We start from the raw sequence: 17548 nt of genomic DNA on the forward strand, positions 1-17548 counted from the left end.
AGAATCGTTTCGGATCGCCGGTCTGCACGCCTCTCTAATCGTGTCGTATATGCGATAGCCCCTGTTCGCATCGTGGCGCAGTCCGGCCATATCGGGGTCGAAGGTAATCTGGTGGCCGTGCTGGAACGAATCGATATCGAGGTCCGCGACGTGCTGTTCTGCGTCAGGATGGTTCGAACCATAGTGTTCAGATAAGCTGATTCCACGCGAAGGCAAATTTTCGTAACCACTCGTCAGCAGTTTCTGCTTCGGCGTTGCTGAAACAGTTTGAAAACGAAGAGGTTCGTCGTTTTACTTCTCGAAAGACACGTTCAGCGCTGTTGCGATCTCCGTGACGTTCGACGCGGAGATCGAGGCCGTGACGAGAACAAGCGTCTTTCAACGAATGCGAGCCGTCGATGAGAAACACAGCGTCGTCAACGTCGTGTTTCGCGCGGAGTGTCGCAAGAAATTGTTGTGCGAGAACGCTATTTGTGGCCGGCCGGGAATTGAACCCGGGCTATGAGCTTGGGAAGCTCATGTCCTACCACTAGACCACCGGCGCTCGCCCCATGCGAAACATCCGTGGCAACGCTTACAAATCCTGTGGATTGTGATCCGATGAGTCCGAAGCGATAACTCGAACTGACACATCCGTTGACCTCTCCCAGCGGTGACACCGCTGTGACAAGTACCACACCCTCTGAAACCCAAGTCGACACGGCGAAGGGTCGTCGCTCTCGTCGAGCCAGGACACAACTTGAATTTATACTGGTGTGTTTATAATCGAAATTTAAAACATTCAGCAACTTTTGGATAGATTTTAATCCCCGGTGTTTCAATGTGGACCGGGGCACGGTGTGGAATCGGGTCACAAGCGTGTCAGTGACACGGAGTAATCGGTGTCCCTAAGTCGTCAAGAGTGCATCCGCACACCACGCGGGGGATCAACGTATGCACGGATACCACTATCAGACCGAAGAGAGTACAGTTGTCGAACGACGCACGGGAACTGAGGTCGGTCAGCGATGATCGACGCGATGACGCTGTCGACGGTCCTGTTACAGGCCGGTGACGGCGCGATTCCCGGTGCGAGCGAAGCAGGACCGACGCAGTTGTTGCTCGCGGCGGTACCGCTGCTCATTACCGCGGTGTTGCTCGTCGGCTTCCTGTGGTCCGCGACGAGAGCGATGCCGATTGCGTGGGCGGCGGCGGTCGTAATCGCGCTGCTTGTCTGGGACGTCCCGCTCGATTGGGTCGCGGCGTCCTCAATCGTCGGTGTCATGACAGCCCTGGAGATTCTGTTCATCGTCGCTGGCGCGTTGATTCTGCTGTATACGATGTTGCAGGCCGGGGCGCTGGATCGGATCAACAAAGGGTTCGCCCGCGTCTCGGAGGATCGACGCGTCCAGATCGTCCTGCTGGGCTTTTTCATGGCGACGTTCATCGAGGGAGCCGCGGGATTCGGGACGCCCGCGGCGGTCGTCGCACCGCTGCTGCTGGGGCTCGGCTTCCCGGCGCTTGCGGCCGTCATCGCGGCGATCATCGGTCACATCATCGCGGTGACCTACGGCGCGGTCGGAACCCCGATCATCGTGGGGATCGAATCGCCGCTGTCCAGCGGTCGCTATCCGGCCGCAATCGCGGAAGGCGGCTTTGACAACGCCGCCGAGTACGCCGTCGAGGTGGCGGCGTGGGCGGCGACCTATCACGCGCTGGTCGGCTTCATGATGCCGCTGATCGCCGTTGCGATGGTGACGTACTTCTTCGGCGAGGAGCGCTCGCTCGAACCGACCCGGGAGATGATCCCGCTGTGTCTGGTCGCGGGCATCTCCTTCGCCATCCCGTACTGGATCTCGGCGTGGTTCATCACCGCTGAGTTCCCGTCGCTGATCGGATCGATGGTCGGCGGTGCCTTCACTGTCAGTCTACTGCGTGCGGGCTACCTGCTGCCTGACGACGAGTGGACCTTCCCCGACCGAGACAGTTGGGCCGACCACTGGGTCGGTGACATCGAACCCGGCGGCGAGGAGATGGCCCAGGACGGAAGCGAGGAGATGTCGCTGCTGAAGGCCTGGTCCCCGTACATCCTGCTGGTCGTGCTGCTGGTCATCACGCGGGCAGTCGACGCAATCTCGAACCCGATCGGCAACCCCGAGAACGCCGTCGAGTTCACGATTTCGGGGCTCGGAACCTTCCAGGTGGGTGTCGTCCTGAACTGGAACGACATCCTCGGCTTCGGCGCTCTCGACGCTGGAATCGGACTCGTCAGTGTCCCCGGATTCTGGCTGCTCGTCTCCGGTATCGCCGCAATCGGCATCTTCAACATGTCCGGCGAGCAGGTCCGAGACGCCTGGGCCGAGGCGGGTCAGAAACTCGTCGCGCCGTTCATCGCGCTGATTTTCGTCATCGCGATGGTCCAGGTGATGCTCAACACCGGGACGTACTACGGCGTCGAGGGTCTCGCCGAGCAGACCGGCGAGGTTTCACTCTCCCCGGACAGCGACACCATCTGGCGCAACGCCAACATGATCGAGGTGCTCGCGGTCGCCACCGCCGATGCGCTGGGTGACGTGTATCCGTTCTTCGCCTCGCTGATCGGTGCGCTCGGGGCCGCGATGACCGGGTCGAACACCGTCTCGAACATCACCTTCGCGCAGTTCCAGTTCACCGCCGCACAGCAGATCGGCGTGCCGACACAGATCGTCGTCGGCGCACAGGCTGTCGGCGGTGCGATCGGTAACCTGATCGCGATTCACAACCTCGTCGCCGCGCTGGCGACGGTCGGCCTCGTCGGGCAGGAAGGCCGCGTGATCAGGCTGAACCTGATCCCGGTTGCCTACTACGCCTTCTTCGTCGGGATCCTGGCGATGCTGTTCTCCTTCGTCGTGTTCCCGGATCTGTTCACCATCCTGCCGCTGATCTGACGGGAACGAACCGCCGTCTCACCGACGGTTCTCGACGCTTTTTTGACGAGAATCGAAGCAACACAGAAGTGTGTACACGAGTAAAGCCAGCAAATGTCATGGGGAACGTACCTGTCGACGATGAGCGCGGAGGAGAGACGGTATGAGTGACGCGAGAGATCCGGGGACCGACCCGGCCGCGGATCCCCGAAGCGAGTACGAGTACACGAGTGACGAGGTCGAACGACCGGGGCTACTCGCAGACCTGCGGCGCCGCGTCGACGGCGAGGTCCGGTTCGACACGTATACACGGAATCTCTACGCGACCGACGCCAGCGCGTACCAGCAACTTCCCGTCGGCGTCGTCGCGCCTGTTTCGACCGCGGACGTACAGGCCGTGATGGAGTACTGCGCCGCGGAGGGCATCCCCGTCTTGCCCCGCGGCGGCGGCACCAGTCTCGCCGGGCAGGCGGTCAACGAAGCGGTCGTGCTGGATTTCAAGAAACGCATGCACGCCGTCGTCGACGTGGACCCCGACGCGGGCCTCGCCCGCGCCCAGCCCGGAATCACCCTCGCTCAACTCAACCAGACCCTCGAACCCCACGGGCTGAAGTACGCACCCGATCCGGCGTGGGGCGACAAGAGCGTCCTCGGCGGCTGTATCGGGAACAACTCGACCGGGGCACACTCGCTGAAATACCAGAAGGCCGACGGCTACCTCGAAGAGGTCGAGGTGGTCCTCGCGGACGGAACGGTGACGAGGTTCGGCTGGATGGATGTCGAGGAACTGCACGACCGGGCCGCAGACGTCACGGACGACGATCCCATCGAGGAACAGATCTACGCCGAGGTGTCGAGCATCCTCCGCGAAGAGAGCGAGGAGATCGAACGGCAGTATCCCGACCTCACCCGGAACGTCTCGGGATACAACCTGGACAAGTTGGTCGAGGATGCCCGCGAGCGCGGTGAGGTCAACGTCGGCCGCCTCATGGCCGGCAGTGAGGGCACCCTCGGGATCGTCACCGAGGCGGAAGTCTCGCTGGAGCCGATTCCGGCCGAGAAGTCGGTGGTGTTGCTCACCTACGACGACGTGCTCGACGCGATGCGGGACGTGGCACCGATCCTGGAGCACGATCCGGCGGCCGTGGAGGTGATGGACGACGTACTGCTCGATCTCGCGAGGGAGACGGCGGAGTTCTCCGAGCTGGTCGAGACGCTTCCCGAGGGGACCGACTCGACCCTTCTGGTCGAGTTCTACGCGGACTCTCCGGAAGCGGGCCAGCAGAAAGTCGCCGACCTCCTGGCTGATCGGCTGCCGAGTGCCACTCCCGAGAGCGGCCTCGCACCGACCGAAGGGGCGGCCGAGCGGAGCGGTGCAGACGTTCACGCGGTCGATGCGCTGGAGGCTTACGACGAAACCCGCCAGGAGAAGTTCTGGAAGATGCGCAAAGCGGGGCTCCCGATCCTGCTCTCCCGGACCGGCGACGACAAGCACTGGCCGTTCGTGGAGGACACCGCAGTGCCGGCGGAGAACCTCCCGGAGTACGTCGCGGACATCCAGGAGCTATTCGACGAACACGACACCTTCGCCTCATACTACGCCCACGCCGGGCCGGGCGTGTTGCACATCCGGCCGCTGCTCAACCTCAAGGACGAGGACGGCGTCGAGACGATGCTTTCGATCTCGGAGTCGATCACCGACCTGGTGATCGAGTACGGCGGCTCGGTCTCGGGCGAACACGGGGACGGTCGGGCCCGCACCCGCTGGAACCGGAAACTCTACGGCGACCGGCTCTGGGAGCGGTTCCAGCGACTCAAGGACACGTTCGACCCCCAGGGGCTGTTGAACCCCGGGAACGTCTGCGGCGACCACGACCCCGCCGACCACCTCCGGTACGACGCCGACTACGAGTTCGACGCGGGCTTCGAGCCGGATCTACACTGGGACAACGAGAACGGCTTTCAGGGGATGGTCGAACTCTGTCACGGCTGTGGCGGCTGTACGGGTCATCAGGAGACGACGGGCGACATCATGTGCCCGACCTACCGCGCGACCGAACAGGAGGAGATCACCTCCACTCGCGGCCGAGCGAACATGCTCCGCCGGGCGATGAGCGGCGAGTTGCCCGAGGATCCGACCTCCGAGGAGTTCATGACCGAGGTGCTGGATCTCTGTATCGGTTGCAAAGGATGCAAGCGCAACTGCCCGAGCGGCGTCGACCTCGCCAAACTCAAAACCGAGGTGGCCCACGAGCAGCACGACCGCGAGGGGATTCCGCTGCGGGATCGGCTGTTCGCCAACGTCGAGACGCTGTACAGTCTCGGGAGCACGTTTGCCCCCCTGTCGAACTGGGCGACGAGTCTCCCGGGGTCGGATCTCCTGATGGAGAAGGCGCTCGGAATCGCCCGCGAGCGGGACCTCCCGGAGTTCAAGCGCCGGAGCTTCCAGTCGTGGGCCGCGGACCGCAGCCCGCAGGTTCCGGCCGACCTCGCCGACCGGAAGGTGCTGGTGCTCGCGGACCCGTACACCAACTACACTCAGCCGGAGGTCGGGAAAGCCGCCGTCCACGCCCTCGAAGCCGCCGGCGTCCACGTCGAGGTGTCGACGACGGTGACCGACAGCGGTCGGCCCGCACACTCGAAAGGGATGATCGACCACGCCCGGGAGACCGCCCGCGAGAACGTCGCTGCCCTCGCTCCGCGAATCGAAGACGGCTGGGACGTCGTCAGCGTCGAACCCTCGGACGCGACGATGTACCGCTCGGATTACCTGGATCTGCTCTCCGGGCCGGCTGTCGAGACCGTCGCCGCGAACACCTACGACGTGATGGAGTATCTCGACCGGTTCGATCTGGTAGACGGCGTCGAGACCGACTCGGCGGAACGGCTCGCGTACCACGGCCACTGCCACCAGACTGCGATCAAACGGGACCACCACGCCGTCTCCGTGCTCGAAACTGCCGGCTACGATGTCGAGGAAGTCGATTCGACCTGTTGCGGGATGGCCGGTAGTTTCGGTTACGAGGCCGAACACTACTCGATGAGCATGGCCGTCGGGGAGATGCTGTTCGAGCAGTTGCGCGACGTCGAAGCCGACGCCGTCGTCGCGCCGGGGACCTCCTGTCGCTCGCAGTTACTCGCCGAGGAGGGCCGGGACGGGAAACCGCCGCACCCGATCCAGAAGGTCGCCGCGGCCCTGCCCGGCGGGAACTGAGCCGGACCGGACGGGCCATTTTTTATCGGTCCTCCCGAAGATCCAGTATGACCGAGACAGCCAGCGCCGACGCCCCGCTCGATTTGCGCCTCTCGGAGGCCGAACTCGAACAGCACCGCGGCCACATCACCTCGTTCATCACCGACCAGTACGAGGCCGCCGGTGCCGACGTGGCCGTCATCGCGCTCTCCGGGGGTATCGACAGTACACTCACGTCACATCTCGCCGTCGAGGCGCTCGGGACCGCGAACGTCTACGGACTCGTCCTCCCGAGTACGGTCAACCGCGAGCAGAACATGAGCGACGCCGAACGCGTGGCGAGCGAACTGCTTGATATCGAGTACGACGTGATCGAGATTCAGCCGCTCGTCGAGGCCGTCCTCGAAGCGAACCCGAACGTCTCGATCGACGCGGGCGAGGACGACCAGACCCGGGTCGCCGTCGGGAATCTCCGGGCTCGGCTGCGCGCAGTCACGTCGTATTTCGAGGCCAACCGACGCAACGGGATCGTACTCGGGACGGGCAACAGAAGCGAGGCCGCCGTCGGCTACTTCACCAAGTACGGTGACGGAGCCGTCGACTGCCATCCGATTGCGAACCTCTACAAGGGGCAGGTCCGCCAGCTCGCCCGTCACGTCGGCGTCCCCGAGGATCTGGCGGCAAAGACGGCCAGCGCCGAACTCTGGGCGGATCAGACCGACGAGGACGAACTCGGACTCGATTACGAGACGCTGGATTCGATTCTCGCCTTGCACGTCGACGGACCGCTCTCCGCGACGGCCACCGCGCGGGAAATCGGCGTCGATACGGCGCTGGTCGAGGACGTGCGTGCGCTGTACGAGACCAGCGCTCACAAGCGGCAGGCACCGCCCGGGCCGGAACCGCTGTACTGAGCCGTCGCTACCGGAGCGAAAAACCCGCAGAAACCGTCTCGTTCAGAGGCGACCCACGTCTTCGACGGAGACGCTCTCGACGCCCTCGACGCCCTGGAAGGCCTCTTCGACGGCCTCGGTTCCGCCGGCTTCGTCCGGGACGATGACCGTCGGGATGAGCGCGGTCAGACCGAAGGCGACCTCGTCGCGGTCGAAGCCGTTGATCTTCGCGCCTTCGGGGAGGTTCTGTTCGAGTCGTTCCTGCAACTGATCCAGATCGATCTCCGGATCCTGCGGCATGACCTTGATTGCGGCTGCTACTTTTCCCATGGTTATGGTCCTGTAAACCCACAGTCGGGGCACTGATAGAGGTTACTCTGTTTGCGACACGTTGCACAGCGGTGGATCTCGTGGCCGCACTCCGGGCATGCGAACGAGGCCGCATTGGTCCCGGCAATGCGGATGCCACAGGAGATGCACTTCTGCTCCTGATCTGTCTGGCTCATGTACCTCTTTACCGTAGCCCCGGTTTTAACCCTTGCCAAGTCACTCGCAGAGGTACGGTCACCGCCGCGGCGACTCCTCGGAGTCGCCCCCGTCGCCGGGCCGTACCCCGACGGCCGGTTCGACCGGTTCGCCGCGTTCCCAGCGGTAGAACCCCTCACCGACGTTCGCGCCCGTCTTGCCCGCTTCGACGAGGGATTCGAGAATCTCCGGCGGCTCGAAACGCGGTCCGAGCGCCTCCGCGAGTTCCGCAAGTTCCTCTAACCGTCGGTCGAGGCCGGCGCGGTCGGCCTGAACGAGCGGCCCGTCCGAGTGGTCGTACCCCTCCTCCAGAATCGTGTCCACACTTTCGACGTCGGTGATCCCGTCGTCGATGGCCCGCATCGCCTCCACTTCGGCGGCGAGTCGTAGCCGCCGGGAGGCCATCCCGGGCGTGTCTCGGATCCGAACCGGGGTCGCCCCGAGTTCCGCGATGAACGACTCCGCCCGTTCGGTCGGCTCCGCCCCGGTCTGCTCGGGAACGAGCAGTTCGACGACCTCTGCGCCGGGCGCGTCGACGAAGTGCATCCCGAAGGCACGGTCGGGCTGTCGCAACCCCGCCGCCGCGGCCGTCACCGGGACCGCCGGCTGGCTGGTCACGATCAGCGTGTCTCGGTCGACCGCGGACTCGACATCCGCGAACAGTTCCTGCAGTTGTTCGGTGTCGGCGGTCGCTGTCTCGATCACGATATCCGCGTCGGAGACCGCACCGCCGAGGTCCGTCGTTGCCTGTAGTTCGGAGAGCGCCTCCGCTCTGCGGTCCTCGCTCAGCTCTCCGGCATCGACGGCGTCGATGAGCAGTCCCTCGATATCGTCGACCCTGTCCGTCGCGTCGTCTGCCTGAAGGCTCACCGCGTGTCCGGCGCGCGCACACCGGGCCGCGATGTCCCGCCCCGCCCTTCCGGATCCGAGCACTGCAACGTTCATACTCGCTCAGATCTGCCCGAGCACTGTAAGCCTTCGTGGCCGTTTCTGATTGCTGATAGTTTCGGCGGCCGCGCAGAGATTCCCTCGCTCTGATAGGTCCGCCCAAACATAAAAGCGGCTCCGCGGAGAAGCATCCGGTATCGCACGGACGGCGCGGGCTCCCGTCGGAGATGCGAGCGTCGGACACCCACACGGAGGTTAGATGAGAATGACTGATGCTGGATCGATCGCGTTGTCGGTGGAGTTCGGGGTCCATCTCGTCGAAGGCGACCCGACGCTGACCTTCATCACGTTTCTCGGCGTCTCGTTGCTCGCCGCCCTCGGCCTGCGGTTTTCGTACTACGCCAACCAGAACCGGCGACAGAGCCAGATCGAGTCACAGCGGGAGATCTGGCGGTATCTCCAGTTTATCGGAGCTCTCGGTGCGGTCTACGCCTCGGCCTGGCTTCTCGAAATCGTGAGTTCGATCCGGATCGGGCCGAAAAACGGGATCTGGCTGGCGATGATCCTCTTTCTCGTCCTCTCGTTGCGCCAGATCTCCGTGACCGCCGCCGGGGACGTCGGCGCGAACGCGACACAGATCGACCAGGCCGTGCGGCTCGGATTTATCGGCGGCATCGCCCTCTACGTCGTGCTGACGGTGGTGTTCGGCGAGTCCGGGCTCTCGGCTGTTATCCAGGGGCTCACCGGCGTCGGCTTTCTCGCGTACGGCGTCTTTTTCTTCCGACGGCAGATTTCGAGCACGCGACTCCAGGGGACGATGCTCGACTCGCTGGTCCGGCATCTGCTCCCGGTGCTCACGTTCGGTGCGCTGGTCAGCGTCGCCGCGCTCGCGATTCCGCTGGGAACCAACCGGACGATCGTCCTGCACGTCCAACTGGTCTTTCTGATTATGACCGCGACGGCACTGATGACGGCGACGATCAAACTTCGGCAGAATCTCGCGGGGCTGTGAGTCCCCTCGACAACACTGTGGAGGGTGACTCTTCACCCCGTACTGCCATATCACCCGACGGGACCCAAATCCCTAGCCATTCTGATAAACAGTCTCCGCGAGAACGTCTGAAACGGCCGACAGCCGGCGGCACGGAGATATATTAGTGGCATAATACCACCTTATTTCGGTATAAGATAGGAGAGGGATTTCAGGAATAGCCTGATATGGCTGCGGCCCATGTATACTGGTGATATGACAGACCGACGCATGGAGACTGGTCAGGACGGTCTCGCAGATCCCACGGACGCTCGGTCTAACTGTGGGGTCGGCGTCGTGATGGACCTCGACGGCGGGAGCAGCCACGAGGTCGTACGCGACGGACTCGAACTTGTAGAGTGTATGGAGCACCGCGGCACGACCGGTGCAGAGAAGGAGACCGGAGACGGTGCGGGTATTCTTCTGCAGATCCCCCACGAGTTCTTCGCTGGTGAACTCGACGTCGATCTCCCGGACCCCGGCGAGTACGCCGTCGGGTCGCTCTTTCTCCCACAGGACGACGACGCCCGTGCGGACCTGAAATCTCGTATCGAGGATCTCTTCGACGAGGAAGGGCTCGACGTGCTCGCCTGGCGTTCAGTTCCGACGAACAACGACGGTCTCGGCCAGACGGCTCTGGACTCCGAGCCGGAGATCGAACAGGTCTTCGTCACGTCCCGGGAGGGGCTGAGCGGCGACGAGTTCAGCCGCCAGCTCTACGTCGGTCGAAGCGTCGTCGAAAACACGATCGAAGAGGAACAGCCCGAGGGCAGCGAGCGCTTCTACATCGTTTCCCTCGATCACAAGACGGTCGTCTACAAGGGACTGCTGAAAGCCGAACAGGTCGAGGACTACTATCCGGATCTGTCCGACGAGCGGATGCACTCGACCTTCGCGATGGTGCACGCTCGCTTCTCGACGAACACCCTCGGTGCGTGGCATCTCGCACACCCCTATCGGAACATCATCCACAACGGGGAGTTCAACACCATCCAGGGGAACATCAACTGGATGCGCGCCCGGGAGACGGACATCGAACACGAGGCCTTCGGCGAGGACATCGAGAAGATCAAGCCGATCATCGACGATCCGGAGCAGTCAGACACCGCGAGCGTCGACAACGCCCTCGAACTGCTGATGGAGTCCGGGCGCTCGCTTCCGCACGCGCTCCGAACGCTCATTCCCGAGGCCTGGCGCGGCGAGCAGAACAACGTCTCCGGCAAGCGCCGGGAGTTCTACGACTACCACGCCTCGCTGGTCGAGCCTTGGGACGGTCCGGCACTGGTCGCCGCCACTGACGGCGAACGCGTCGGCGCGGTGCTCGACCGAAACGGTCTCCGCCCCTGCCGGTACGACGTGCTCGAAGACAACACGCTCGTGATGTCCTCGGAAGTCGGCGCGCTCGATTACGACGAGAGCGAGATCCGCGAGCGCGGCCGTCTCCAGCCCGGTCAGTGTTTCCTCGCAGACCCCGAGGAGGGCCGAGTCGTTCCGGACGAGGAGGTCTTCGATGACCTCGTCGACGACAAGTACGGCGAGTGGGTCGACCAAGAGCAGGTCCGGATCGACGACATCTCCGAGAGCGACGACAACACGCCACAACACAGCGTCGACGAACTGCGCGCACACCAGGCCACCTACGGCTACACCTACGACGAGATCGATCACCTGCTGGAGCCGATGGCCGAGAAAGGGAAGGATCCGATCGGCTCGATGGGCGACGACACGCCGCTGTCGGTGCTATCGCAGTTCAACCGACCGCTGTTCACCTACTTCAAACAGCTGTTCGCGCAGGTCTCGAACCCGCCGCTGGATTACATCCGCGAGGAACTGGTCACGAGTCTCGAAACCCGACTGGGCAACCAGCGTAATCTCCTCGACGAGACGCCCGAACACGCCCGGCAACTCGTGCTCGACTCGCCGATCCTGACCGACCAAGAGATGGCCGACATCAAGGACCTCGGTGAGAACGGGATGTCGACGGGAGTCGTCGACATCACCTACGACCCGGACGAACACGACCTCGAATCCGCCGTCGAGCGCGTCCGAGCGGACGCCTCCGAGGCGGCCGAGGAACACGATGTCGTCGTCCTCTCTGACCGGACGAACGCCGAAAAGCGCGTCCCGATCCCGTCGCTGCTGGCGGTCGGCGGCGTCCATCACCACCTCGTCCGCAACGGCCAGCGCAACCACATCGGGCTGGTGCTCGAATCCGGCGACCCGCGTGCGGTCCATCACTTCGCGACGCTGATCGGCTACGGTGCGGGCGCCGTCAATCCGTACCTCGCTTACCAGACCATCACCGACCTCGTCGCCGGACCGGACGGCGCGGACCCGAGCAAGGCCATCGACGCCTACATCAACGCCGTCGAAGACGGCCTGCTCAAGACGATGTCGAAGATGGGAATCTCGACCGTCGAGAGCTACCAGGGCGCACAGATCTTCGAGGCGGTCGGCCTCTCCTCGGATCTCATCGACGAGTACTTCGAGGGGACGGAGAACCGGACGGAGGGAATCGGTCTCGACGAGATCGAGTCCGACCTGCTCGACCGCCACGAGGTCGCCTGGTCCGACGACGCCGACATGGAGCGGGTCGGCGAGTACGAGAACCGGACCGGCGGCATCTACCACCAGTGGAACCCCGAGACGGTGAGCACCATCCAGCAGGCCGTCCGGCAGGGCGACTACGAGACCTACAAGGAGTTCGCCGAACTCGTCAACGACCAGCAAGAACAGCTCGCGACCCTGCGCGGACTGCTCGAGTTCGACGGCGAGGACCGCGAGCCGGTGCCGATCGAGGAGGTCGAATCCGTCGACTCCATCGTCGAACGCTTCGAGACGGCGGCGATGTCGCTTGGGTCGCTGTCGCCGGAGATGCACGAGAACAACGCCATCGCGATGAACCGCATCGGCGGCAAGTCCAACACCGGCGAGGGCGGCGAACCGCCCGAACGGTTCGGGACCGAGAAGGAGTCGCACACGAAGCAGGTCGCGTCGGGACGGTTCGGTGTCACCTCGACGTATCTGACCGCCGCGGACGAACTCCAGATCAAGATGGCACAGGGCTCGAAGCCGGGCGAGGGCGGCCACCTGCCCGGCAAGAAGGTCAACGAGATGATCGCACACGTCCGGTACTCCACCCCCGGCGTGGGACTCATCTCGCCGCCGCCCCTGCACGACATCTACTCCATCGAGGACCTCAAACAGCTGATTCACGATTTGAAGGCCTCGAATCCGGAGGCGGACATCAACGTCAAACTCGTCGCGGAAGCCGGCGTCGGCATCATCGCCGCCGGTGTCGCGAAGGCCAACGCCGACGTGGTCCACATCTCGGGCGATTCCGGCGGCACGGGTGCCTCGCCGAAGACGAGCATCAAAAACGCCGGCGTCCCGTGGGAACTCGGCGTCGCGGAGGCCAACCAACTCCTCTGTGAGACTGGTCTCCGCGACCGGATCCGCGTGACGACCGACGGCGGCATGAAGACCGGCCGTGACGTGGCCATCGCGGCGCTGCTCGGTGCCGAGGGCTACACCTTCGGGACCGCGTCGATGGTCACCTCGGGCTGTGTGATGGCCCGGCAGTGTCACGAGAACACCTGTCCGGTGGGCATCGCGACCCAAAACGAGAAGCTCCGCGAGCGCTTCCCCGGCCAGCCACAGCACGTCATCAACTACATGACCTTCATCGCGCAGGAACTGCGCGAGATCATGGCCGACCTCGGCTTCCGCTCGCTCGAGGAGATGATCGGCCGGGTCGACGTGCTCGACCAGCGCGACGACATCAAACAGGAGAAAGCGAAGAAACTCGATCTCTCCTCGCTGCTGGTCGAGCCGGATCGACCGGACGGTGTCGACCGCTACAAGACCCAGGAACAGGATCACGAGGTCGACGAGCAACTCGACTGGGAGATCATCGAGGAGGCCAGCAGTGCGCTCGAACACGGCGAACCGACGACGCTCACCAAGGAGATCGAGAACGTCAACCGCGCCGTCGGTGCGACGCTGTCGAACGAGATCTCCGAGCGCCACGGCGTCGAGGGGCTGCCGGAGGACACCTTGACCGTCCGATTCGACGGGACGGCCGGACAGAGCTTCGGTGCCTTTACCCAGGACGGCGTGACGATGGAACTGGTCGGCTCCGCGAACGACTACCTGGGCAAGGGCCTCTCCGGAGGCAAACTGATCGTCCGCCCGCCTGAGGAGGCCAGCTACGACGCGAGCGAGAACATCATCACCGGCAACGTCGCGCTGTACGGCGCGACCCAGGGCGAGTGCTACGTCAACGGTGCCGCCGGCGAGCGCTTCGCCGTGCGGAACTCTGGGGTGAAAGGCGTCGTCGAGTCCGTCGGCGACCACGGCTGTGAGTACATGACCGGCGGTGCAATCGCCGTCCTCGGCGAGACGGGCAAGAACTTCGGTGCCGGGATGTCCGGCGGCGTCGCCTACGTCTACGACCCCGACGGCTCCTTCGCCGACCGTGCCAACACCGGGATGGTCTCGCTGTCGGGTACCCTCGAAGAGAAAGACCGGGAGATGCTGACCCGCTTAGTCGAGAACCACGCCGCCTACACCGACTCGGCACGGGCCGAGGAACTGCTGGCGAACTGGGAGGAGGAGATCGAGAACTTCACGCGAGTGATGCCCGACGCGTACGCGGAGGTCATCGAGGACCGCGAGCGCGACGACGTTCGCAACGAACTCCCCGAACCCGCGACGCTCGAAGCGGGCGAACTCTCCCCGACGATGCACTCGAACGCGGATTAACTGCCAGCGATCGGACAGATCTCCGTCGGAATCGGAGCGTTTTCACCCCTGTCGGTCGATGTCGTCAGTATGGACGACGCACTCATTATCGGTGGCACCCGCTTTATCGGCCGCCATCTCGTCGACGAACTGCTCGATGCGGAGTACGACGTGACGCTGTTCAACCGCGGCACCCGGGAGAACCCCTTCGCGGACCACAACCGCGTCGACCACTACACGGGCGACCGGACCAGCGGCGCGGCGCTGAAAGAGGCCAACGAAGCCGTCGAACCGGATCTCGTCGTCGATTGTGTGGCGTACTACCCCGGCGAGGTGAAACTGGCGGTCGAGGCCTTCGAGGACGTCGAGGCGTACGTCTACGTCTCCAGCGGTGCGGTCTACGAACCCGACGTCATCCCGAAACGGGAGGGCGAGACGCCGCTGGAACCCTGCTCGGGCGAACAGGCCGTCGACGACAGCCACGAGAGCTACGGGCCGCGGAAGGCCGAGGGCGATCGGATCGTCTTCGAGGCCGCCGAGAACGGGGTGAACGCGATGAGCGTGCGTCCGACCATCGTCTACGGCCCGCACGACTACACCGGCCGCTACCAGTACTGGGTCGACAGAATCAGCGAGTACGACCGCGTCCTCGTTCCCGGAGACGGGACGAACATCCATCACCTCGTCTCCGTGTACAACACGGTCCGGGCGATTCGGGCCGTCGGTGAGAACGGCACGCCCGGCGAAGCGTACAACGCCGGCGACCACCGGGTGCTCACACTTCAGGATCTACTCGAGGAGACCGCCGAGGCGGTCGGCACCGACCCCGAGTTCGTCGAGGTCAACGACCGCGAACTCGCAACCGCCGGCTTGGAGTCGACGGAGTTCCCGCTGTACAACCCCGACGTGCACGTGCTCTCGACGGCGAAGTTGGCGGACATCGGCTGGGAGCCCCTCTCACCGCGTGAGGCGATCGAACGGACCGTCGCGTGGTCCGGAGAACCGGAACGCGATCCGGGCCCCGACCGGGAGACAGAAGAGCAGGTTCTGGACTCGCTGTGAACGGCACCGTTCAGACGGATCTGGAAGGCGCGCGAACTCGCGTCCGGGTCAGTCCAGGTCGTATCTGACGACGCGTTCTCCGAACAGCGAGCCGAGATACAGCGACCCGTCCCGCGGCGTCGCCGAGGTGATACCAAACACGTCGGCGTCGGGGTCGTGGAGGCTGTCGAGTATCTCGCCGTCGGCGTCTAGCTGGAGGACGAGCCCGTACGGCTCCAGCGGCGCGGCCTCGATAACCGACTCCGGGAGCTTTCCGAGTTGCCGCTTGACCAGCGGGTGGGCGTGCAACGCTTCGAGGGCTTCCTGGCGGCGCGTCGGCACGGCGAGCCAGAAGGTGTCGTCCGCTCCCGCCTCGATGTTGTCCGGGTAGCCCGGCAGGTTGTCGGCGAACAGTTCCGACTCACCCTCGCGGTCGCCGTCGTAGTAGTACCGCGTCACCCGCGCCCGGGAGGTCTCGGTCACGAGCACCGACTCACCGTCCGGGTGGGGGCAGATTCCGTTCGCGAAGCCGAGGTCGGACAGCACGACCCTCGTCTCCGCTGTCTCGGGATCGTACGCGAGCAGACGCCCCGTGTCCTGAAGTTCCAGTAGTTCGTCCTGGAAGATGTCGTGGACAGTCGCGTCGGTGAAGTAAATCGTCTCGTCCGGTGCAACGTACAGGTCGTCCGCGAAGGCAATCTCCCGACCGCCGGCCTCTTCGGTCAGCGTCCGGACCGTGCCGTCGGGGCTGATCGACAGTAACCCGGCATCTTCCGCACAGACGAACAGGTCTTCGCCGTCGAACTCCATACCGAGGGGTCGCCCGTCGGTTTCGGCAAACGTTTCCAGTTGCATCTCCCGGCCGTCCTCGACGGGATCGACCGTTCGGAGCACCGCGCCGTCCTCCACTCCGGTGTACAGCCGTCCCCGGTCGTCGAAGGCGACATCCTCCGGCCCGTCACAGCGAACGACCGTTTCCGCGGCGCCCAACTTCCAGTTCTGCGCCAGTGCCCCGGTCAGTTCCGGGGGGTCCGGCGGATGCCACTCCCGGGGGTCGGTACGGGAGTCGACTCGACTCAGCGCGACCGCTACCGTCCCGAGTATTGCGCTGACACTCAATAGCGGACGTCGCCGGATGAAGCGAACTACCATACGTCCCTTCGTGTGAAGGCTGGACCAAGAGCATTTCCCCGGTCACGGCGTCCGCGTTGGACGCCCGAAACGGCCAGCACGGGAGACGCGAAATTCCGGTCCCGAATCGCTCGCTGAACCCCGGTGACCGGACTCGGACTTGATATAGTGATATATGGTTTATTTGTTCGACAAGGCCCACCAGTTGTGGGAACGTAACATCTTCATAACAATATCCTATCAACAAAAATGTAAAGATATTTGAACAGATATGCGAGTTGTTTCGGACTATCGTGTGTTCTACAGACAGACGACAGCAGCGGACGATCCGAGCGAACGCATCGAAATAGATCCCCTCGAATCCCAGTTTGTCGAATCACACTTCGATAATGAGCCGTCAGTCGTGTTCTTCCGGGGAAGGTACTGTCGTCCCGGTTCTCCACGGAGTTGGTTCCGAGTTTCCGGGAGGGCCTTACGCTACCGCGACGGAATTCAGGGTTCGGGGAGTCAGAGCACCAGAAGATCGATGCGACCCGTGGTCTGCGGGGTATCGTCGACGAAGTGGTCGGTTTCGATACTCGATCTCGGAAGTACCACCGGCCGATGAAGAAGGGGCTCACGCTCAGATATAACACTCGGCTGACGTCGAGTCGTTCGGACAGTCATTACCATTCGGATACAACGAAGTCCGACCGATCCCTCGCTCATCCGGTTACGCCGGAATCGGCGGCGGGCCGACCGACGACAGGTTCGTCTAGCCACCTGTGAGACGGACCGAGCGAGCAGCGAGAGATCACCCCGTCCTCGCGCGTGACGGTATCACAGCGGAACCTCGACCGAAACCGACGACGCTGATGCGATCCTCGAGACAGGACTCGGTAACACCCATTAGTTAGGCGACGTGGAGTCATCAGATTATTGCCCGGGAACGGTGGGGATATCAGTGATGTCAACAGAGCATTCTTTCCGAGCCCCTGCTTCGCCGGAGTTGGTCCGGTCGTGCCGGTCTGTTGAATCCGCCGGCCCGAAAATCCGGTTATCGCTGATGTGTCGCTGCCTCACACGGAGTGTCTGTGAGGGGGTGACGAATTGTTAGACCGGATGGAAGCGAGTCTCTCCCCGCAGTCGATGACCACCACAGCCGCGGGATACACAGACGACGAACCAACTGGTAATTCACACGGGAAATCCATCACCGACGGTGTGGGCACTCGCCGCA

At 63.8% G+C, this 17548-nt stretch carries 10 protein-coding genes, 1 tRNA gene and 1 pseudogene; 6 read left to right on the plus strand and 6 right to left on the minus strand.

The window, feature by feature from the left end; genetic code table 11:
* Positions 1-187 precede the first annotated feature (187 nt).
* Both GRX03_RS06115 and GRX03_RS06120 read right to left on the minus strand, forming a co-directional pair.
* Positions 188-481 (minus strand): annotated as a pseudogene (locus tag GRX03_RS06115) (IS6 family transposase); the annotation flags it as partial.
* A tRNA-Gly gene (locus GRX03_RS06120) sits at positions 475-544 on the minus strand. The pseudogene GRX03_RS06115 and the gene GRX03_RS06120, both read right to left, overlap by 7 nt.
* 463 nt (positions 545-1007) lie before the next feature.
* On the opposite strand from GRX03_RS06120, the gene GRX03_RS06125 reads away from it, so the two are divergent.
* The 3 genes from GRX03_RS06125 (at position 1008) to GRX03_RS06135 (ending at position 6992) form a co-directional block, all read left to right on the plus strand.
* Positions 1008-2906: an L-lactate permease gene (locus GRX03_RS06125; RefSeq protein WP_233739858.1), complete on the plus strand. Its 1899-nt coding sequence runs from the start codon at positions 1008-1010 to the stop codon at positions 2904-2906.
* A 142-nt stretch (positions 2907-3048) separates the two neighbouring features.
* A complete protein-coding gene (locus GRX03_RS06130) occupies positions 3049-6099 on the plus strand; it encodes an FAD-binding and (Fe-S)-binding domain-containing protein (RefSeq protein ID WP_159763327.1) in 3051 nt (1016 codons plus the stop codon).
* 47 nt (positions 6100-6146) lie between these two features.
* The gene (locus GRX03_RS06135) at positions 6147-6992 is read left to right on the plus strand and encodes an NAD+ synthase (RefSeq protein WP_159763328.1); all 846 of its coding nucleotides are present in this window, start codon (positions 6147-6149) and stop codon (positions 6990-6992) included.
* Between the two features lie 42 nt (positions 6993-7034).
* Here the strand turns inward: GRX03_RS06135 and GRX03_RS06140 are convergent, their stop codons facing one another.
* From GRX03_RS06140 to GRX03_RS06150, 3 genes are read right to left on the minus strand one after another with little or no spacing between them, the layout of a single operon-like run.
* Positions 7035-7301: an elongation factor 1-beta gene (locus GRX03_RS06140; protein WP_159763329.1), complete on the minus strand. Its 267-nt coding sequence runs from the start codon at positions 7299-7301 to the stop codon at positions 7035-7037.
* Between the two features lie 2 nt (positions 7302-7303).
* Positions 7304-7477, minus strand: a complete 174-nt coding sequence (locus GRX03_RS06145; RefSeq protein WP_159763330.1) for an HVO_2753 family zinc finger protein — start codon at positions 7475-7477, stop codon at positions 7304-7306.
* 58 nt (positions 7478-7535) lie between these two features.
* Complete coding sequence (locus GRX03_RS06150; protein WP_159763331.1) at positions 7536-8441, minus strand: 3-hydroxyacyl-CoA dehydrogenase family protein; 906 nt, start codon at positions 8439-8441, stop codon at positions 7536-7538.
* A gap of 208 nt (positions 8442-8649) precedes the next feature.
* Between GRX03_RS06150 and GRX03_RS06155 the strand changes: the two genes are divergently transcribed.
* From GRX03_RS06155 to GRX03_RS06165, 3 genes are all read left to right on the plus strand, one after another.
* Positions 8650-9396 (plus strand): hypothetical protein, encoded by a 747-nt coding sequence (locus tag GRX03_RS06155; protein ID WP_159763332.1) that lies wholly within the window; start codon positions 8650-8652, stop codon positions 9394-9396.
* A 234-nt stretch (positions 9397-9630) separates the two neighbouring features.
* Positions 9631-14178, plus strand: coding sequence for a glutamate synthase large subunit (gene gltB, locus GRX03_RS06160; protein WP_159763333.1), 4548 nt, complete (start codon positions 9631-9633; stop codon positions 14176-14178).
* A gap of 69 nt (positions 14179-14247) precedes the next feature.
* Positions 14248-15219: an NAD-dependent epimerase/dehydratase family protein gene (locus tag GRX03_RS06165; RefSeq protein ID WP_159763334.1), complete on the plus strand. Its 972-nt coding sequence runs from the start codon at positions 14248-14250 to the stop codon at positions 15217-15219.
* 48 nt (positions 15220-15267) lie between these two features.
* Here GRX03_RS06165 and GRX03_RS06170 read toward each other — a convergent pair whose 3' ends face one another.
* Positions 15268-16317: an SMP-30/gluconolactonase/LRE family protein gene (locus tag GRX03_RS06170; RefSeq protein ID WP_159763335.1), complete on the minus strand. Its 1050-nt coding sequence runs from the start codon at positions 16315-16317 to the stop codon at positions 15268-15270.
* Positions 16318-17548: the final 1231 nt, after the last annotated feature.

Source organism: Halovenus carboxidivorans (assembly GCF_009831575.1).
Classification (GTDB): domain Archaea; phylum Halobacteriota; class Halobacteria; order Halobacteriales; family Haloarculaceae; genus Halovenus; species Halovenus carboxidivorans.